This window comes from Actinophytocola xinjiangensis (genome assembly GCF_001921215.1).
Lineage (GTDB): Bacteria > Actinomycetota > Actinomycetes > Mycobacteriales > Pseudonocardiaceae > Actinophytocola > Actinophytocola xinjiangensis.
In genome coordinates this window covers 1-18,931 of record NZ_MSIF01000028.1, presented here as the reverse complement: position 1 = coordinate 18,931, position 18,931 = coordinate 1, and the positions used below count along the sequence as shown (strand labels likewise).

Genomic DNA, 18,931 nt, shown 5'->3' with positions numbered 1-18,931 from the left:
GATCAGGAAGGCGGATCCGATGACGCCCCCGCACAACTACCTGGCGGTGATCAAAGTCGTCGGCATCGGCGGCGGTGGGGTCAACGCCGTCAACCGCATGATCGAGGTCGGCCTGAAGGGCGTCGAGTTCATCGCGGTGAACACCGACGCCCAGGCGCTGCTCATGTCCGACGCCGACGTCAAGCTGGACATCGGCCGCGAGCTGACCCGTGGTCTGGGCGCCGGTGCCAACCCGGAGGTCGGGCACAAGGCCGCCGAGGACCACCGCGAGGAGATCGAGGAGGTCCTCAAGGGCGCCGACATGGTCTTCGTGACCGCCGGCGAGGGCGGCGGCACCGGCACCGGCGGCGCGCCGGTCGTCGCGTCGATCGCCCGCAAGCTCGGCGCGCTGACCATCGGTGTGGTCACCCGCCCGTTCGCCTTCGAGGGCAAGCGCCGGGCCAAGCAGGCCGAGGACGGGATCAACGAGCTGCGCAACGAGTGCGACACGCTCATCGTCATCCCCAACGACCGGCTGCTGCAGCTCGGCGACATCGGCGTCTCGCTGATGGACGCGTTCCGCTCGGCCGACGAGGTGCTGCTCTCCGGTGTGCAGGGCATCACCGACCTGATCACCACCCCCGGTCTGATCAACCTGGACTTCGCCGACGTGAAGAGCGTCATGTCCGGCGCCGGCAGCGCGTTGATGGGTATCGGGTCGGCCAGAGGGGAGGGCCGGGCCGTCCAGGCCGCGCAGAAGGCGATCAACTCGCCGCTGCTGGAGGCCTCCATGGACGGGGCCCACGGCGTCCTGCTGGCCATCGCCGGCGGGTCCGACCTCGGCCTGTTCGAGATCAACGAGTCCGCCTCGCTGGTCCAGGAGTCCGCGCACCCCGAGGCCAACATCATCTTCGGAACGGTGATCGACGACTCCCTCGGCGACGAGGTTCGGGTCACCGTGATCGCCGCCGGGTTCGACGCCGGCACCCCGACGCACAAGAAGCTCGACCCGACGATGGTCAGCTCACGCGCCCCGGTCGCCCAGACCCCGCCCGAGCCGGTGCCCGCGCCGGAGCCCCCGGTGCAGGCCATCGAGCCGACGCCGCAGCCCCAACCGCACCCCGGGCACGACCAGCAGCAGACGGCACCGCCGCAGCGGCAGGCCGTCGGCGGCTACCCGAACAACCCGATGGGTGGCACGGTCAGCGGCGCCAACCCGATGGGTGGCACCGTGCCGCCGGCGGCCCAGCAGCGCCGGCCGGCGCCGGGCACCCAGGGCGGCCTGCCGGGCCGCGCCGTGCCGGTGACCGACGAGCCCGACGACGAAGTGGATGTTCCGCCGTTCATGCGCCGGTAGCCTCACCTCGTGAGTGAGCCTGCTAACCGCATCAGGCGGGTCGTGACGACCCGCGCCGGTGGACGGTCGACGTCGCCGTACGACACCTTCAACCTCGGTGCCGGGGTCGGCGACGACCCGTCGGCGGTGACCGCCAACCGCCACCGGCTGGCCGACGAGCTGGGTCTGCGCCGTGATCACCTGGTCTGGATGGAGCAGGTCCACGGCCGCAACGCCGAGATCGTCACCGGACCCCGGGCCGAGGCCGTCGAGGCGACCGACGCGCTGGTGACCGCCGAGCCCGGTCTCGCGCTGGTCGCGCTGTGCGCCGACTGTGTTCCCGTGCTGCTCGCCGACCCCGTCGCCGGGGTCGTCGGCGCGGCCCACGCCGGCCGGGTCGGTGCCCGGGTCGGGGTGCTGACCGCCGCGCTGGACGCGATGGTGCGGGCGGGGGCGGCGGTGGACCGGATCGAGGTGCTGCTCGGCCCGTCGGTGTGCGGGGAGTGCTACGAGGTCCCGGCCGCCATGCGGGCCGACGTCGAGGCCCATCTGCCGGGCAGCGCCACGAAGACCCGGGCCGGGACGCCCGGCCTCGACCTGCGCGCGGGGCTGTGGCGCCAGCTCGCCGACGCGGGCGTGGCCAAGATCGGGATCGACCCCCGGTGCACCGTTGAGGACACAACCTTGTTCAGTCACCGCAGGGAGGGGACCACTGGGCGATTGGCCGCCGTCACCTGGCTCGAACGGGACGGTGCCGCGTGACCGAGCAGCGACGGGCCGAGCTGGCCGAGGCGCTGGCCGAGGTCCGGACCAGGATCGACGACGCCTGCCGGGCCGCCGGCCGCGCGCCGGAGCAGGTCCGGTTGCTCGCCGTGACCAAGACCTTCCCGGTCACCGACGCCGCCCTGCTGTGTGACCTCGGCATGGTCGACCTCGCCGAGAACCGCGAGCAGGAGGCCGTCGACAAGGCCGCCGAGCTGCGGGAGCTGCGCCCGGAGGCGCCCGTCCGGTGGCACATGGTCGGCCGGTTGCAGCGGAACAAGGCGCGCTCGGTGGTGCGCTGGGCGGCCGAGGTCCAGTCGGTCGACTCCGACCGCCTGGCCGACGCGCTGGCCAGGGCCACCGGCAACGCCATCGAGGCCGGTGAGCGCACCGGGCCGCTGGACGTCCTCGTCCAGGTGAGCATCGACGGCGACCCCGCGCGCGGCGGTCAGCCGCTCGGCACGCTCGGCGCGCTGGCCGACTCGATCACTCGAAGGAGTGAATTGCGACTGCGGGGGATCATGGCCGTGGCACCGCTCACGATGACCCCGCAGGAGGCCTTCGGACGCCTCGCCGAGGCCGCTGACCGGCTGCGCGAAGATCACCCGGAGGCCACCGAACTGTCGGCCGGGATGACCAACGATCTCGAGGCCGCGATTACTCACGGTTCCACCTGCGTGCGTGTCGGAACCGCGCTGCTCGGTACCCGCCGGCTAGCCTCCCCCTAACACGTTTCGCCGAGCCGCGAGGTACGAGGTAATCGAGGGCAGGGGTATGGGCACTTTGCAGAAGCTGAAGGCCTACTTCGGAATGGTCCCCGCCGACGAGTACGACGGCTATGACCTGGACGACCTCGATGATGGTGCCATGGAGTACCGACGGGGTTACCGCCGGCAAGACTATCCGGCGGACGGCGACGACTACGACCCGTATCCGGAGGACCGTCGTGGGTTCGCCGGGCGGCGCGCCTACCGGGGTGAAATGAGCGACGAACGGTTCGATGAGCGGTTGGACTCTGAGCTGAGCGGGCGGGCGGACTTTCCGCAGCGGCCCGCCGGACGGTCCCGTCCTGCCTGGTCGGAGGCTCCGGTCCAGGGTGCGCTGGCGGTCGAGCCGACCCGCGCGCCCTCGCCCCGGCCCCGGCCGGAACCGGCCTCCGCGCCGGTCGCCAGCGGCTACCCGATGGCCCGGATCGTGACCCTCCACCCGACCAGCTTCGCCGAGGCCAGGACCATCGGGGAGCACTACCGCGACGGTACCCCGGTGATCATCAACCTGACCGAGATGGACGACGCGGACGCCAAGCGTCTGGTCGACTTCTCGGCCGGTCTGGCCTTCGCTCTGCGAGGGGCGATGGACAAGGTCACCAACAAGGTGTTCTTGATCTCACCGCCCAACGTGGACCCCACGGCGGAGGACAAGAGGAGGATTGCCGAGGGCGGGTTACTCAACCGAAGCTGAGTGATGGCAGAGTTGACAACGTGGATCCCGTGCGGCTTGTCTTGTATTGGATACTGTTCGTCTTCTGGCTGTTCCTGACTGCGCGTGTCGTGGTGGAGCTCGTCCGCGCATTCGCGAGGGAGTGGCGCCCGGCCGGCGGGGTTGCGGTAACGCTGGAGACCATCTACACAGTGACCGACCCCCCGGTCCGTCTCGTCCGTCGGTTGATCCCGATGGTGCGGATCGGGGGCGTAGGGCTGGACCTATCGATTATGGTGCTGCTGTTGGTCGTGTTCATCGCGATGCGACTGGCCTATCCCGGGTGATGGGGACCTCCCGGGTGGACCGCAGCCATGAGTGCGTGAGGTGATCAGATGTCGTTGACCCCCGCTGACGTTCATAACGTCGCGTTCAGCAAGCCTCCCATTGGCAAGCGGGGCTACAACGAGGACGAGGTGGACGCCTTCCTTGACCTGGTCGAGGTTGAGCTCTCCCGCCTGATTGAGGAGAACAACGACCTGCGTGCGCAGGTCGAGCAGCTCGACGCGCAGCTCGAGTCGGCCAGGGCCGACATCGAGGACGCGAGCCGCAACGTCGCCTCCGCACCGGCTCCCGAGCCGCGCCGGCTCACGCCGGTGCCGCCGCCGAGCGCCCTCGAGCAGACCTCGCCCGGCCAGGCCGGTGGCGACCATCACGTCCAGGCTGCCAAGGTGCTCGGCCTGGCCCAGGAGATGGCCGACCGGCTCACCGGCGAGGCCAAGGCCGAGTCCGACGGCATGCTCGCCGAGGCGCGGACCAAGTCCGAGCAGTTGCTCTCCGAGGCCCGTGCCAAGTCGGACACGATGGTCAACGAGGCGCGGACCAGGGCCGAGACGATGCTCAACGACGCCCGCACGCGTGCGGAGTCGCTGGAGCGCCAGGCCCGCGACAAGGCGACCGCTCTCGAACGTGACGCGCAGCGCCAGCACACCGAGGTACTCGGCCAGGTCCAGACCGAACGGACCGCGCTGGAGAAGAAGATCGACGAGCTGCGCACGTTCGAACGCGAGTACCGGACCAGGTTGAAGATGCTGCTCGAGTCCAGCCTGCGTGAGCTCGGCGACCGTGGCCCGGCCGCCCCGTCCAACCCGTCGGAAGGCGGCAGGTCGGGCAGCCAGCAGGGCTACGCCTTCGGTCCGCGCGCCGCCGAGGCGGGCTGAGCCGGATCCGCTGCGCACAGGCTGGGTAAGTCGTGCTGTACATCGTCCTGGCCTTGGTGGTGGCCGCGCTCGGTCTGCTGATCGCCGCCCTCACCACGGCCAACACCATCTGGGCGTGGATCTCGGTCACCATCAGCGTGGTCGCCGCCGTCCTGCTGATCGCCGACTGGCTCGGCGCCCGGCGACGGCGGGCGGCCACGCCGGCGGTGGTCGCCAAGAGGCGGCCACCGGCTCCGCCGGCCGAGTTCCACGAGCAGATCCTCGAACCGGTCCGTGAACCGATCCGGGAACCGGCGCGTGAGCCGGTGGAGGAGCCGTTCGTCCAACGGTCCCTCGAACCGGAGCCGGTCACGGAACTGTCCGAGCCGGCGGTCGCCGGACCGGAGTCGCTGGTCGAACAGACGATCCAGCAGGCGCCGGTCGTGGTGCCCACGGTCGACGAGGAGCCGGCCGAGGAACCGACCGACGCCGCCGACCTGCTGGTGGTCTCGGAGCTGACGGCCGAGGTCCGGGTGGTGGACGAACACCCCCGGTACCACCTCGCCAGCTGCGGCTGGCTGGGTGACCGGCCGACGCTCCCGCTGCCGGTCAACGAGGCCCGCCAGCTCGGCTTCACCCCGTGTGCCTACTGCGGGCCGGACGCCGTGCTCGCCGCCCGGCACCGGGCCGCCCGCTGAGTAACCCGGTTGCCGGGACGGTTACGCTGGGCTCAGCGGCGTTGATCCGGCCATCACCGGGGAGCCTCCGGAAGAACGGGCGTCAGGCCCCAGTAGAACCGGACGGGACGGCCCGTGACAGCCGGCAACGAGTGGCCACCGTGTACGCACGGTGACAAACGGGGTGGTACCGCGGCGTGAGTCGTCCCCGTGTGGCAGCACACAGGAACGACCGACCGCGAGGATTTCGATGGCTTACCCCAAGGCGCAGCTGGGCGAGGGTGACGGTGTCGCGTCGCAGCCGTCCTTCCCGACGCTCGAACTGGCCGTGCTCGACTACTGGGACACCGACCGCACGTTCACCGCGTCCGTCGACGCGCACCCGGCCGGCGAGAACGGGGCGAACGAGTTCGTCTTCTACGACGGTCCGCCCTTCGCCAACGGCCTGCCGCACTACGGGCACCTGCTGACCGGCTACGTCAAGGACGTCGTGCCGCGCTACCAGACCATGCGCGGCAGGCACGTCGAGCGCCGCTTCGGCTGGGACTGCCACGGCCTGCCGGCCGAGTTCGAGGCCGAGCAGCAACTGGGGATCAGGACCAAGGACGAGATCGAGGAGCTGGGGGTCGCGGCGTTCAACGACGCCTGCCGCACCTCGGTGCTGCGCTACACCGACCAGTGGCGCGACTACGTGACCCGCCAGGCCCGCTGGGTCGACTTCGACAACGACTACAAGACGCTCGACCTTGACTTCATGGAAAGCGTCATGTGGGCGTTCAAGTCCTTGTGGGACAAGGGCCTGATCTACGAGGGGTACCGCGTCCTGTGGTACTGCTGGCGCTGCGGCACGCCGCTGTCCAACACCGAGACGCGGATGGACGACACCTACCGCGACCGGCAGGACCCGGCGGTCACCGTCGGTCTGCGGCTGGAGACCGGTGAGCTGGCCCTGGTGTGGACGACCACCCCGTGGACCCTGCCGTCCAACCTGGCCGCCGCCGTGCACCCCGACGTGGACTACGTGACCGTCGAGCACGAGGGCGAGAAGTACGTTCTCGCCGAGGCCAGGGTCGCCGCCTACGCCCGTGAGCTGGGCGAGGACCCGCCGGTGCTGGCCCGGTACAAGGGCGCCGACCTGCTGGGCCGCCGCTACACGCCGCCGTTCGACTTCTTCGCCGGCACCGCCAACGCCCACCAGGTGCTCGCCGCCGACTACGTGACCACCGAGGACGGCACCGGCATCGTGCACATCGCGCCGGCCTACGGTGAGGAGGACAAGGTCGTCACCGACGCCGCCGGGATCGCCCCGGTCACGCCGGTCGACCCCGCCGGCCGGTTCGACGCCACCGTGCCGCCCTACGCGGGCCTGCACGTCTTCGAGGCCAACAGCCAGATCATCCGCGACCTGCGGGCCGCCGGTTCGCTGCTGCGCCACGAGACCTACGACCACCCGTACCCGCACTGCTGGCGCTGCGGCGAGCCGCTGATCCAGCGCGCGGTCTCCTCCTGGTTCGTGGCGGTCACCCAGTTCCGCGACCGGATGGTCGAGCTGAACCAGGAGATCAACTGGGTGCCGGGGCACGTGCGCGACGGCCAGTTCGGCAAGTGGCTGGAGAACGCGCGCGACTGGTCGATCTCCCGCAACCGGTACTGGGGCTCGCCGATCCCGGTGTGGGTCTCCGACGACCCCGCCTATCCGCGGGTCGACGTCTACGGCTCGCTCGACGAGCTGGAACGCGACTTCGGCGTGCGCCCGACCGACCTGCACCGCCCGCACGTCGACGAGCTGACCAGGCCCAACCCGGACGACCCGACCGGCTCCTCGACCATGCGGCGGGTGCCGGAGGTGCTCGACTGCTGGTTCGAGTCCGGGTCGATGCCCTACGCCCAGGTGCACTACCCGTTCGAGAACCGCGAGTGGTTCGAGCACCACTACCCGGGTGACTTCATCGTCGAGTACAACGGTCAGACGCGCGGCTGGTTCTACACCATGCACGTGCTGGCCACGGCGCTGTTCGACCGGCCGGCGTTCCGCAACTGCGTGGCCCACGGCATCGTGCTCGGCGACGACGGGCAGAAGATGTCCAAGTCGCGGCGCAACTACCCGGACGTCAACGAGGTGTTCAGCCGTGACGGCTCGGACGCGATGCGCTGGTTCCTGATGGCCTCGCCGATCCTGCGCGGCGGCGACCTGGTGGTGACCGAGCGCGGTATCCGCGACGCGGTGCGCCAGGCGGTGCTGCCGCTGTGGAACACCTGGTACTTCCTGGCGCTCTACGCCAACGCCGAGGGCGTCACCGGCACCTGGCGCACCGACTCGCCGCACGTGCTCGACCGGTACGTGCTGGCCAAGACGCACTCGCTGGTCGCCTCGACCACCGAGGCGCTGGACCGCTACGACCTGTCGGGCGCCTGCGCCGGCGTGCGGGACTACCTGGAGGCGCTGACCAACTGGTACGTCCGCCGCTCGCGGGACCGGTTCTGGGCCGGGGACCGGGACGCCATCGACACCCTGCACACGGTGCTGGAGGTCGTGTCCCGGCTGACCGCGCCGCTGCTGCCGCTGACCACCGAGGCGGTGTGGCGGGGGCTGACCGGCGAGCGGTCGGTGCACCTGGCCGACTGGCCGTCGGCCGACGAGCTGCCGGCCGACGACGCCCTGGTCACCGGCATGGACCGGGTGCGGCAGGTGTGCTCGTCGGCGCTGGCGCTGCGCAAGGCCAACCGCTTGCGGGTGCGGCTGCCGCTGGCGTCGCTGACCGTGGCGGCGGCCGACGCGCGGGTGCTGGAGCCGTTCACCGCGCTGATCGCCGACGAGGTGAACGTCAAGGAGGTCACGCTGACCACCGACGTCGCCGCGCACGGCCACTTCGAGCTGGTGGTCAACGCCCGCGCCTGCGGGCCCCGGCTGGGGGCCGACACGCAGAAGGTGATCCGCGCGGTCAAGGCGGGGGAGTGGACGACCTCCGGGGACACCGTGGTGGCCGCGGGGATCGAGCTGCTGCCCGGCGAGTTCCAACGCCGGCTGGTGGCCACCGACACCGGCGCCACCGCCGAGCTGCCAGAGGGCTCCGGCCTGGTCGTGCTGGACACCGCGCTGACCCCGGCCCTGGAGGCCGAGGGCGTGGCCCGGGACCTGGTGCGGGTCGTGCAGCAGGCGCGGCGCGAGGCGGGGCTGGACGTGGCCGACCGGATCGCGTTGACCATCCAGGCGCCGCCGGAGGTCGTCGAGGCGGCCCGGGCGCACGAGGCGTTCATCGCGGGTGAGACGCTCGCCGAGTCGGTGTCCTACGGCCCGGCCGACGGCTCGACGGGCACCGTCGGGGACGGCGTGTCGGTCTCGGTCTCGGTGACCAAGGCCTAGCAGGCTCAGGAAAGGGGATTCGTCATGGCGGTGTCGGCGACACTGGCGGCCCACCAGGTCGTGGAGCAGCGGCGGCGCGCTGGGCTACCGGTGCTGCCGCTGTCGTTCGGGCAGGCCGGGGTGCCGGTGCACCCGCTGCTGGTCGAGGCACTGGCCGGTGCGGCCACGCGCAACGACTACGGCCCGCCCGCCGGCGACCCGGCCCTGCTGGAGGCCGCCGCCGACTGGTGGTCGCGCCGCGGTCTGCCGACCGTCCCCGAGCAGATGGTGAGCGCGCCGGGCAGCAAGGCCCTGCTGTTCGCCACCCTGTACGCGGTCGGCGGCGACGTGGTCCTGCCGCGCCCCAGCTGGGTGTCCTACGCGCCGCAGGTCCGGCTCGCCGGCGCGAACGTGCTGTCGGTGCCGACCAGGCCGGGGGAGGGCGGCGTGCCCGACCCCGACCTGCTGGAGAAGGCGGTGCGGGGCGCGGACCGGCCGGTGCGGGCCGTCGTGGTGACGCTGCCGGACAACCCGACGGGGCTGCTGCCCTCGCCGGACAGTGTGCGGCGGCTGTGCGCCCTGGCCCGCGAGCTGGACCTGACGATCATCTCCGACGAGATCTACCGCGACCTCGTCTACCCGGGCGCCGAGCTGGTCAGCCCGGCGGAGCTGGCACCCGAGCGCACGGTCGTCACCACCGGCCTGAGCAAGAACCTGGCGCTGGGCGGCTGGCGGCTGGGCGTGGCCCGGTTCCCGCAGGGCCGGCTGCACGACACCGTGCTGACCATCGGCAGCGAGCTGTGGTCCTGCCCGACCCGCCCGGTCGAGGCGGCCGCCGCGCTGGCGTTCGGTGAGCCGCCGGAGCTGCGGTCCTACGTGGTCCGCGCGGCGGAGGTGTACCGGCGGATCAACACGGCGGTGGCCAGGCGGTTCGCCGCGGCCGGGGCGGAGGTGACGCTGCCGCACGCGTCGTTCTACTGCTACCCGGACCTCTCGCCCCGCCTGTCCGGGCTGACCGGTCCGCAGGCGGCCGCCCGGCTGCTCGGCGACCACGGCGTGGCGGTGCTCCCCGGGGTTGAGTTCGGCGAGGAGGAGTCGTCGCTGCGGTTCCGGGTGGCCACCGGGCAGTTGACCGGGCGCACCGACGAGCAGCGCCGGACCGTGCTCGACGCGTCCGACCCGCTGGAGGTGCCGTGGGTGGCCGAGTCGCTGGAGCACCTGAGCGGGGCGCTGGACGCGTTCCTGCGATGATCCGCTTCGCCGTCCGGGTGAAGCCGGGCGCCCGCCGCGAGTCGGTCGGCGGGCGCTGGCCGGCTCCCGGCGGCGACGCGCTGATCGTCGCGGTGGCCGCGCCGGCCGTGGAGGGCAAGGCCAACGAGGCGGTGCGCCGTGCGCTGGCCGCCGCGTTCGGCCTGCGCCGCCAGGACGTGACGATCGTGACCGGCGAGCGCGGCCGGGACAAGGTCGTCGAACTCGACACCGACGACACCGGCCGGCTCGCCGAACTGCTGGGCTAGGCCGTGAGCGTCCAGACGGCGGCGGCGATCGCGTCGGTGTTGCGGTCCAGCGCTGTCGCGTCGATGTTGTCGGTGGTGTCGCACGCCGAGTGGTAGCACGGGTCGTAGGCCCGGTTGGCCGTGCCGCCCCACTTCTTGGCCTGGCCGGGGGACTTGCGTTCCTCGGCGCCGCTGAACATCCCGCCGGTCGGGATGCCGGCCCTGGCGAACGCCGCGTGGTCCGAGCGCCCGCCGAGGTCCACCGACTCGGTCGGCACGCCGAGGGCGGCGTAGTGGTCGGTGAGTGTCTTCTCCAGGGCGGGCGAGCCGTCGGGCTGGCCCTCGGACGAGTACACGAAGTAGCCACCATTGGGTGAGGCGATCATGTCGAAGTTCAGGTAGCCGGAGATCGCGGCGCGCTGGTTCTCGGGCAGGCTCTCGACGTAGTGGTCCGAGCCGACCAGGCCGATCTCCTCGGCGCCCCACCAGGCGAACCGCAGGTGCTTGGCCGGCTTGAGCTTCTGCTTGGCGACGGTCAGCGCGACCTCCAGCAGGGCCGCCGAGCCGGAGCCGTTGTCGTTGATCCCCGGGCCGGCCAGGACGCTGTCGGCGTGCCCGCCGAACATCATCGTGTCGCCGGTGTCGCCGCCCGGCCAGTCGGCGATCAGATTGTACCCGGTGCCGCCGGAGTCGAACTGTTGCAGTGTGGTGGTGAACCCGGCGCCGTCCAGCTTGCCCCGCAGGTAGTTGAGGCTGGCGAGGTAGCCGGGCTGGGTGTGCGCGCGGTTGCCGCCGTTGGCGTCGGCGATGCGGCCCAACTCGGTCAGATGGGCCTGGACGGCGGCCACCGGGACGTCCGGCGCGGCCACGGTGCGCTCCACGGTCGGCGTCGGGTCAGGGGCCGGCGACGGCGACGAGGCCGGCGACCGGCCGGCCTGGGTCTGCGCGGCCGCGGAGCACGCCCCGGTGAGCGTGATCACCGCGATGGCGAGGACGGCCGGCCTGAGGTGGAGCCTCATGATCTTCCTTTCGGGGAGTCGCCGATCTCTCGTCAGCGTGTCAACGGTCGGTTTCGCACGCTAGGTTCATTCGTCGGGTAGGTCGACCTGGGCCGATCAGGAGGTGTGCGTGGCCGACAACCTCTCCATTGTGCTCGGGGTCGTGGCCGCTGTCCTGCTGGTCGCCGTCCTCGCGGTCCGCGTGTCGGTGCGGCTGGGTTTCCCGTCGCTGCTGCTGTTCCTGGCGATCGGCATGCTGCTGGGTGAGGGCGGCGTCGGTATCGAGTTCGAGAACGCGCAGCTGACCGAGTCGCTCGGCCTGGCCGCGCTGGTGCTGATCCTCACCGAGGGCGGGCTGACGACCCGCTGGCCGCAGGTGAGGACCTCGCTGTGGCCGGGGATCCTGCTGTCCACAGTGGCCGTCGTGGTGAGTGTCGTGATCACCGCCCTGGCGCTGCACTGGCTGCTGGACCTGGACTGGCGGATGGCGCTGCTGTGGGGCGCGGTGCTGGCGCCGACCGACGCGGCCGCGGTGTTCAGCGTGCTGCGCAACGTCGCGGTGAGCCGGCGGCTGGTCGGGGCGCTGGAGCTGGAGTCGGGCATGAACGACGCTCCCGCCTACATCGCGGTGGTGCTGCTGGCCTCCGGCGGGACGTTCACCTGGGCCTCGCCGTTCATGGTGGTCTACGAGCTGATCGTCGGCGCGCTGATCGGGCTGTTGCTCGGCCGGGTGGCGGCGATGGCGTTGCGCCGCGCGGCGCTGCCGTCCACCGGTCTCTATCCACTCGCGACGGTCGCGGTGGCGGTGCTGGCGTTCGCCGGTGGGTCGGCGATCCACGCCTCGGGGCTGCTCGCGGCCTACGTCTGTGCGCTGGTGCTTGGCAACTCCCGGCTGCCGCACCGCAGCGACACGGTCTCCTTCGCCGAGGGCCTGGGCATCCTGTCGCAGATCGGGCTGTTCGTGCTGCTGGGCCTGTTCATGTCGCCGGACCGGGTGCTGCACGCGGTGATCCCCGGTCTGGTCGCCGGCGCGATCGTCACCTTCGTCGCCCGGCCGGTGTCGGTGGCGGTGTCGGTGACGCCCTTCGGCATGCCGTGGCGAGAACAGCTGTTCCTGTCGTGGGCCGGTCTGCGTGGCGCGGTGCCGATCGTGCTGGCGATGATCCCGTTGACCGAGGGCATGGCCGGCGCCCAGGAACTGGTCGACGCGGTGTTCGTGCTGGTCATCGTGCTGACCGTGGTGCAGGGCAGCACCCTGCAACTGCTGGCCCGCGTGTTGGGTCTCGGCGGCGGGGCCCGCTCGGAGGAGGTGTCGGTGGACGCCGCGCCGCTCGACGAGCTGGGCGCGGTGCTGCTCCAGGTGCGGATCCCGCCCGGTTCCAAGATGCACGGCGTCTACCTGACCGAGCTGCGGTTGCCGGTCGGAGCGACGGTCAGCCTGCTGGTGCGCGGCGGCCACGGCCACACCCCCGGCCCGACCACCCGGCTGCAGGAGGAGGACCAGCTGCTGGTGGTGGCCACCGAGCAGGTCCGTACGCAGACCGAGCGCCGGATCCGGGCGGTGGACCGCGCCGGCCGGCTCGCCCGGTGGAAGGGCGAGACCGGCGAGGAGCGTTGAGCCTGGCTCAGTCGGTGAGCTGGTTGATCAGCCGCATCTTGTTGGTCGCGTCCAGCGCGGCGACCTTGTAGGCCTCGGCCAGCGTCGGGTAGTTGAACACGGTGTCCACCAGGTAGTCGACGGTGCCGCCGCAGCCCATGACCGCCTGTCCGATGTGGACCAGCTCGGTGGCGTTGGTGCCGAACACGTGCACCCCGAGCAGCGAGCGGTCCTCGGGGGACACCAGCAGCTTCAGCACGCCGTAGGTGTCGCCGACGATCTGGCCCCTGGCCAGCTCCCGGTACCGGGACACGCCGACCTCGAACGGGATCCGCTTGTCGGTCAGCTGGTCCTCGGTCTGCCCGATGAAGCTGATCTCCGGGATGGTGTAGATCCCGATCGGCTGGAGCTCGTGCATGGGGTGGGCCGGTTCGCCGCACGCGTGGTGGGCGGCCAGCCGGCCCTGTTCCATGGAGGTCGCGGCCAGCGCGGGGAAGCCGATCACGTCACCGACGGCGTAGATGTTGTCCACGGCGGTGCGGAACTCCTTGTCCACCGCGATCCGCCCGCGCTTGTCGGCCTGCAGCCCGGCGGCCGGCAGGTCGAGGTGCTCGGTCATGCCCTGGCGTCCGGCGGAGTACATCACCGTGTCGGCGGGGATCTTCTTGCCGCTCTCCAGGGTCGCGACGGTGCCCTTGGCGTAGCGCTCGACGGCGGTGACGGTCTCGCCGAACCGGAAGGTCACCGCGAGGTCGCGCAGCTGGTACTTGAGCGCCTCGACGACCTCGGTGTCGCAGAACTCCAGCATCCGGTTGCGCTGCTCGATCACTGTGACCTTGGTACCGAGGGCGGCGAACATCGAGGCGTACTCGATGCCGATCACCCCGGCGCCGACGACGATCATCGAGCGTGGGATGGAGTTCAGCCCGATGATGCCGTCGGAGTCGATGATCGTCTGTCCGTCGAAGTCCACAGTGGACGGACGGGCCGGTTCGGTGCCGGTGGCGATCACGATCTTGTTCGCCGTGACCAGCCGCTCCTGCCCCGTCCCGTCGGTCACCTGGATGGTGTTGCGGTCGAGGAACCGGCCCATCCCGGGCAGCACGTCCACCCCGTTGCGGGCCAGCTGCGCGCGGATCACGTCGACCTCGCGGCTCACGACGTGGCTCGTGCGCGCGGTCAGGTCGCCGATGGTGATCTCGTCCTTGACCCGGTAGCTCTGCCCGTACAGCTCACGCTGGGACATGCCCGTCAGGTACAGGACGGCCTCGCGCAGCGTCTTGGACGGGATGGTGCCGGTGTTGATGCACACGCCGCCGATCATGTTGCGGCGTTCGACCAGGCCGACCGTGGCGCCGAGCTTGGCCGCGGCGATCGCCGCGCGCTGCCCGCCGGGGCCGGAGCCGAGCACCAGCACGTCGAAGTCACTCGGGGAGGCGTCACTCGCGGAGGCGTCACTCATGGCCGTCAGTCTGGCAATGCCGATCCGGCGATGCTCGAGTCGGGTCGGCTACTGTGGCTCCTCGAAGGTCATGAGTGTCAGCGCGAAGCCCCGGCTCGCTGACCGGCAACCCTCCTACCGCGGTGGGGTGCCCCGGGTGAGGACCTGGCCCTCCGCGACGTGCGGACGGGCAAGCGCGGGCCCTGGGTCGGGGTCCCCGACCCGGAAGAGGTCCCGATGACGCTCGCCATCCCGCACGCCCGTTCCGGCGCCGCCGCCCCGGTCGCCGTGCCGCCGGTGACCGGCGCCGAGCTGACCGTGCCGCTGGTCGACGGCCGCGAGGTGCCCTACGCCAACCTCGACCACGCCGCCAGCGCCCCCTGCCTGCGCGCCGTGCGTGACGCCGTCGACGAGCTGCTGCCCTGGTACGCCAGCGTGCACCGGGGCGCCGGGTTCGCCTCCCAGGTCTCGACCAGGATCTACGAGCGGGCCCGCGAGGTCGTCCGCTCGTTCGTCGGCGCGCGCGCCACCGACACCGTGGTGTTCACCCGCAACACCACCGACGCGCTGAACCTGCTGTCCAGGGCGCTGCCCAGGGGCACCTCGGTGGTCGTGTTCGACACCGACCACCACGCCGCGACGCTGCCCTGGCGCGGCCGGCTGGTGCACCGGATCTCGTCGGTGGCCGCCCTCGGCGAGGCGCTGCGCTCCTGTCCGACCGGCCCCCGGCTGGTCGTGGTGACCGGCGCGTCCAACGTCACCGGCGAGCTGTGGCCGGTGCCGGCCGTCGTGGCCACCGCCCGCGAGCACGGCGCCCGGGTCGTGCTCGACGCCGCCCAGCTCGCGCCGCACCGCCCGGTCGACGTCCGCGCGCTGGACGTGGACTACGTCGTGCTCTCCGGCCACAAGCTCTACGCCCCGTTCGGGGCCGGCGCGCTGGTCGGCCGGGCGGACTGGCTGCGCGCCGCCGCCCCCTACCTGGCCGGCGGCGGCGCGTCCAGCCTGGTCACCGACGAGCTGACGGTGTCCTGGTCGACCGGGGTGGAACGGCACGAGGCCGGCACCCCCAACGTCGTGGGCGCGCACGCCATGGCGGTCGCCTGCGCCACGATCAGCGCGTGGGGCTGGGAGTCGGTCATCGCCCACGAACGCGCCCTGCTCGACCGGCTGCGCGCCGGCCTGGCGGCGGTCCCCGGGGTCCGCGAGCTGAGCCTGTTCGGCGCGGACCGGGTGGCGGTGGTGAGCCTGGCCGTCGAGGGTCACGACCCGGGTCTGCTGGCCGCCGCGCTGTCGGCCGAGCACGGCATCGGCGTGCGCGACGGCGCGTTCTGCGCGCACATCGCGACCCGCCGCCTGCTGGCCGCCGCCGGCGCCCCCGGCGGGCGGGCGGTGCGGGCCAGCCTGGGGCTGGGCACCACCGCCGAGCACGTCGACCGGTTCGTCACGGCCCTGCGCTCGCTGGTCACCGACGGCCCGGCCTGGGACTACGCACTGGTCGACGGCCGCTGGACCCCGACCCCTGACCCGCGCCCGCTGCCGGCCCTGCTGACCGGCGGGCCGCTGACCCCGGCCGCCGGTGCCTGACGTGCCGGTCGTGGCCGCGTGGGGTGCGTGGACAATGGCCGGGTGAGCGACGAGCCAAGCACCGGCACCGAGGCCGACGAGACCGTACGGGCGGACACGACCGGCGGGTCCGACGACACCCCGCCGCCGGCGGACGCCCTGCCCCCGCGCCGGGGCTGGCTGTTCCTTCTCGTCGCGCCGGTGATCCTGGTCGCCGACCTGATCACCAAGATCATCGCGGTGGCCAACCTGGACGGTGAGCCGCCGGTTCCGGTGCTCGGCGGGCTGGTTTACCTGCAGATCGTGCGCAACGCGGGTGCCGCGTTCGGCATGGCGACCGGGATGACCTGGCTGCTGACGCTGGTCGCCACCGGGGTGGTGATCGCGATCATCTGGATCATGCCCAAGCTGCGGTCGGTCGGCTGGGCCGTCGGTCTGGCGATGGTGCTGGCCGGCGCGCTGGGCAACCTCATCGACCGGTTCTTCCGCGAGCCTGGCCCGCTGCGCGGGCACGTGGTCGACTTCGTGTCGGTGATCGAACCCAACGGCGACTTCTTCCCGGTCTTCAACGTCGCCGACTCGTCGATCGTCTGCGGTGGCGCGCTGATCGTGCTGATGGCGCTGCTCGGCCGCGACTACGACGGCACCTCCACCAAGGACAAACCGACGGACGAACCGCAGGACGAACCGACGGACAAGAAGCCAGGGGACACCTCCGAGGACCAGACGTGAGCCTGCGGACCCTCCCGGTACCCGACGGCCTGGACGGCATGCGGGTCGACGCCGGCCTGGCCAAGCTGCTCGGCCTGTCCCGCACGGTCGTCGCCGCGCTCGCCGAGTCGGGCGAGGTCAGCGTGGACGGGCAGCCCGCCGGCAAGTCCGACCGGCTGGTCGCCGGCACGTGGCTGGAGGTCACCCTCCCCGAGCCGGACCGCCCGGTCGAGGTCGAACCGCTGGCCGTCGCCGGCATGACGATCCTCCACGAGGACGACGACATCATCGTCGTGGACAAGCCGGTCGGCGTCGCCGCCCACCCGAGCCCCGGCTGGACCGGCCCGACGGTCGTCGGTGGGCTGGCCGCCGCCGGGGTGCGGGTGTCGACCTCCGGCGCGGCCGAACGGCAGGGCGTGGTGCACCGGCTGGACGTCGGCACCACCGGTGTCATGGTCGTCGCCAAGAGCGAGCACGCGTACACGGTGCTCAAGCGCGCGTTCAAGGAACGCACGGTCGACAAGGGCTACCACGCGCTCGTGCAGGGCCACCCCGACCCGTCGTCGGGCACCATCGACGCGCCGATCGACCGCCACCCCAAGCACGACTACAAGTTCGCCGTGGTCGCCAGCGGCCGACCCAGCGTCACCCACTACCAGGTGCTGGAGGCCTTCCGCGCGGCGTCGCTGGTGGACATCCAGCTGGAGACCGGCCGCACCCACCAGATCCGGGTGCACTTCGCGGCGCTGCGCCACCCGTGCGTCGGCGACCTGACCTACGGCGCCGACCCGGTCCTGGCCAAGCACCTGAAGGTGAACCGCCAGTGGCTGCACGCCCGCCGGCTCTCCTTCGACCACCCGGCCGACGGCCGGCGCGTCGAGTTCGTCAGCGAGTACCCCGACGACCTGCGCGCGGCCCTGGAGACGCTGACCGCCGAAAGCTAGTCGCGGGGCTAGTTGTCCTCGACGTTCCAGGTCAGCGTGCGGGACTCCTCGTCCGGGCGTGGGCTCCACCGCACCTGGGTGACCTCGATGTTCTCCGGCACGACGTAGACGGTGTGCCCGCCGGCGGTCTCGCCCGGCGGCACGCCGATGCGGTGCGGCGGGCGCGAGGACAGCGACACCGGCGCCTTGGTGATCGTCTTCCCGTCCGGGGTGACCAGCACCAGGTACATGTCGGGCAGCGACTGGAAGGCGATCGTGCCCCGGTTGGTCAGCTCGGTGTGCACCACGACCGACCGCTCGCCCTCCTGGAGCCGGTAGCCGGCGGCGGTGAACAGGTAGTCGGCCGGGTCGACGACCTCGACCAGCTGGATCGACAGCTGCTCGCCCTCCAGGCCCTCGGTCTGCAGCATGCTGCCGACCTTGCCCTGCCGGACCCCGGCCCCCGGCCGTTCGGTCCGCACGGTCTGCTGGGTCATGTCCTGCGGCGGCTGGTCCCCGCGCGCCCAGGTCGACATCTGCGGCGGGCCCCACGTGCTGATCGGGCCCTCCGCCGGCGGCAGCGGCACGGGTGCGCTGGGCGGCCCGGTCTGGGCGGGGAACGGTGCGCTGGGCGGGCCGGTGCGCTGGTAGGCGGCCGGCACCTGCTGCGGCCCGGACGGCACGGAGTACGGACCCGACGGCACCGAGTACGGCCCGGACGGCGGCTGCGGCGGGACGGGCTGTGCGTACACGTGCATCGGCCCGGACGGCATCGCCTGGTGGGGCTGTTGGGGTGGGTAGCCGTAGGCCGGCGGCGCGGGGGCGAGCGCGGCCCGCAGCCGAGCCGGGTCGCATTCCACGCCGACGAGCAGGGGCAGACCGGTCGCGGACAGCGCGACCAGGCGCGAGGCCACCTCCCGGGGGTCCATGCCCAACCGAGCGGCTACCTCGTGCACGGCTGCTCTGCCCATCTCGGCGACCACGCCGAGCAGGCGGGCGTCTACCGGATCCGTCACGGCTCGCACGCTACCCGGTCGCCGCGGTGACCGTGTCGCAGCCGCGCCCGTGGGTGCCCATCGGCGCCACATTCCCTGGCAGGATCGCCCCGTGAAGATCGTCCACACCGGGGTCTGGACCCGTGACGACCGCGCCGCCGACCCCTGGCCGGGCCTGCCGTTCGAGGTCCCGCCCGGTTCGCCCGGCGTCACCGTCGAGCTGGCGGTGGCCGACCCGGCCGCCGTGCTCGACCTGGGCTGCGCCGGCCCGGCCGGCTGGCGGGGCTGGTCGGGCGGCGCCCGGACCCGGTTCACGATCACCCCGGGCGCCGCGACTCCCGGCTACCTGCCGGGCGAGCTGGAGCCGGGGACCTGGCAGGTGGTGCTGGGCCTGCACCGGGTGCCGGCGCGGGGCGTGGACTACACGGTGACGGTGACGGGCGGCGGGACCGTCGAGCCGCCGCCGCCCGGGCCGCCGGTGCCGCCGCGCCC

Annotated in this window: 17 protein-coding genes, 1 pseudogene and 1 riboswitch; of the genes and pseudogenes, 15 read left to right on the top strand and 3 right to left on the bottom strand. The window is 72.3% G+C overall.

Features of this window, described 5'->3' with window-relative positions; translation table 11 throughout:
• Positions 1 to 19 precede the first annotated feature (19 nt).
• From ftsZ to BLA60_RS35865, 10 genes are all read left to right on the top strand, one after another.
• Positions 20 to 1,336: a cell division protein FtsZ gene (gene ftsZ / locus BLA60_RS35910; protein ID WP_075137531.1), complete on the top strand. Its 1,317-nt coding sequence runs from the start codon at positions 20 to 22 to the stop codon at positions 1,334 to 1,336.
• A gap of 9 nt (positions 1,337 to 1,345) precedes the next feature.
• Positions 1,346 to 2,077 carry a peptidoglycan editing factor PgeF gene (pgeF, locus tag BLA60_RS35905; RefSeq protein WP_075137530.1) on the top strand — a complete coding sequence of 244 codons (732 nt, stop codon included), beginning with the start codon at positions 1,346 to 1,348 and terminating at the stop codon, positions 2,075 to 2,077.
• Complete coding sequence (locus BLA60_RS35900) at positions 2,074 to 2,805, top strand: YggS family pyridoxal phosphate-dependent enzyme (RefSeq protein WP_075137529.1); 732 nt, start codon at positions 2,074 to 2,076, stop codon at positions 2,803 to 2,805. The genes pgeF and BLA60_RS35900 overlap by 4 nt, the downstream gene beginning before the upstream one ends.
• Positions 2,806 to 2,851: 46 nt before the next feature.
• On the top strand, positions 2,852 to 3,538 hold the full coding sequence (locus tag BLA60_RS35895) for a cell division protein SepF (protein WP_075137528.1): 687 nt from the start codon (positions 2,852 to 2,854) through the stop codon (positions 3,536 to 3,538).
• A gap of 20 nt (positions 3,539 to 3,558) precedes the next feature.
• A complete protein-coding gene (locus BLA60_RS35890; protein ID WP_075137527.1) occupies positions 3,559 to 3,843 on the top strand; it encodes a YggT family protein in 285 nt (94 codons plus the stop codon).
• A gap of 48 nt (positions 3,844 to 3,891) precedes the next feature.
• Positions 3,892 to 4,716 (top strand): DivIVA-like cell division protein Wag31, encoded by an 825-nt coding sequence (wag31, locus tag BLA60_RS35885; protein ID WP_075137526.1) that lies wholly within the window; start codon positions 3,892 to 3,894, stop codon positions 4,714 to 4,716.
• A 32-nt stretch (positions 4,717 to 4,748) separates the two neighbouring features.
• The gene (locus tag BLA60_RS35880; protein ID WP_075137525.1) at positions 4,749 to 5,393 is read left to right on the top strand and encodes a hypothetical protein; all 645 of its coding nucleotides are present in this window, start codon (positions 4,749 to 4,751) and stop codon (positions 5,391 to 5,393) included.
• A 229-nt stretch (positions 5,394 to 5,622) separates the two neighbouring features.
• Positions 5,623 to 8,736 carry an isoleucine--tRNA ligase gene (gene ileS / locus BLA60_RS35875; RefSeq protein ID WP_075137524.1) on the top strand — a complete coding sequence of 1,038 codons (3,114 nt, stop codon included), beginning with the start codon at positions 5,623 to 5,625 and terminating at the stop codon, positions 8,734 to 8,736.
• A 24-nt stretch (positions 8,737 to 8,760) separates the two neighbouring features.
• Positions 8,761 to 9,966: a pyridoxal phosphate-dependent aminotransferase gene (locus tag BLA60_RS35870; protein WP_075137523.1), complete on the top strand. Its 1,206-nt coding sequence runs from the start codon at positions 8,761 to 8,763 to the stop codon at positions 9,964 to 9,966.
• Positions 9,963 to 10,232, top strand: a complete 270-nt coding sequence (locus BLA60_RS35865) for a DUF167 domain-containing protein (protein WP_211288963.1) — start codon at positions 9,963 to 9,965, stop codon at positions 10,230 to 10,232. Before BLA60_RS35870 ends, BLA60_RS35865 begins: the two co-directional genes overlap by 4 nt.
• Here the strand turns inward: BLA60_RS35865 and BLA60_RS35860 are convergent.
• On the bottom strand, positions 10,229 to 11,230 hold the full coding sequence (locus BLA60_RS35860; protein WP_075137522.1) for a M28 family metallopeptidase: 1,002 nt from the start codon (positions 11,228 to 11,230) through the stop codon (positions 10,229 to 10,231). The two genes, BLA60_RS35865 and BLA60_RS35860, sit on opposite strands and share 4 nt — an antisense overlap.
• A 109-nt stretch (positions 11,231 to 11,339) precedes the next feature.
• On the opposite strand from BLA60_RS35860, the gene BLA60_RS35855 reads away from it, so the two are divergent.
• Positions 11,340 to 12,827: a potassium/proton antiporter gene (locus BLA60_RS35855; RefSeq protein WP_075137521.1), complete on the top strand. Its 1,488-nt coding sequence runs from the start codon at positions 11,340 to 11,342 to the stop codon at positions 12,825 to 12,827.
• A gap of 7 nt (positions 12,828 to 12,834) precedes the next feature.
• Here BLA60_RS35855 and sthA read toward each other — a convergent pair whose 3' ends face one another.
• Entirely contained in the window at positions 12,835 to 14,268 is a 1,434-nt protein-coding gene (sthA, locus tag BLA60_RS35850) for a Si-specific NAD(P)(+) transhydrogenase (RefSeq protein ID WP_075137520.1), read from the bottom strand.
• Positions 14,269 to 14,334: 66 nt separating this feature from the next.
• Positions 14,335 to 14,450: riboswitch (SAM riboswitch) on the top strand.
• A 34-nt stretch (positions 14,451 to 14,484) separates the two neighbouring features.
• Between sthA and BLA60_RS35845 the strand changes: the two genes are divergently transcribed.
• The 3 genes from BLA60_RS35845 to BLA60_RS35835 are packed head-to-tail and all read left to right on the top strand — an operon-like array spanning position 14,485 to position 17,465.
• Positions 14,485 to 15,831: an aminotransferase class V-fold PLP-dependent enzyme gene (locus BLA60_RS35845; protein WP_075137519.1), complete on the top strand. Its 1,347-nt coding sequence runs from the start codon at positions 14,485 to 14,487 to the stop codon at positions 15,829 to 15,831.
• Positions 15,832 to 15,873: 42 nt separating this feature from the next.
• On the top strand, positions 15,874 to 16,542 hold the full coding sequence (gene lspA / locus BLA60_RS35840; RefSeq protein ID WP_075137518.1) for a signal peptidase II: 669 nt from the start codon (positions 15,874 to 15,876) through the stop codon (positions 16,540 to 16,542).
• Positions 16,539 to 17,465: an RluA family pseudouridine synthase gene (locus BLA60_RS35835; RefSeq protein WP_154814834.1), complete on the top strand. Its 927-nt coding sequence runs from the start codon at positions 16,539 to 16,541 to the stop codon at positions 17,463 to 17,465. Before lspA ends, BLA60_RS35835 begins: the two co-directional genes overlap by 4 nt.
• 8 nt (positions 17,466 to 17,473) lie before the next feature.
• On the opposite strand, the gene BLA60_RS35830 is transcribed toward BLA60_RS35835, so the two are convergent.
• Positions 17,474 to 18,415, bottom strand: a complete 942-nt coding sequence (locus BLA60_RS35830; RefSeq protein WP_075137589.1) for an AsnC family protein — start codon at positions 18,413 to 18,415, stop codon at positions 17,474 to 17,476.
• A 136-nt stretch (positions 18,416 to 18,551) separates the two neighbouring features.
• Between BLA60_RS35830 and BLA60_RS35825 the strand changes: the two are divergent.
• Positions 18,552 to 18,931 (top strand): annotated as a pseudogene (locus tag BLA60_RS35825) (hypothetical protein); the annotation flags it as partial.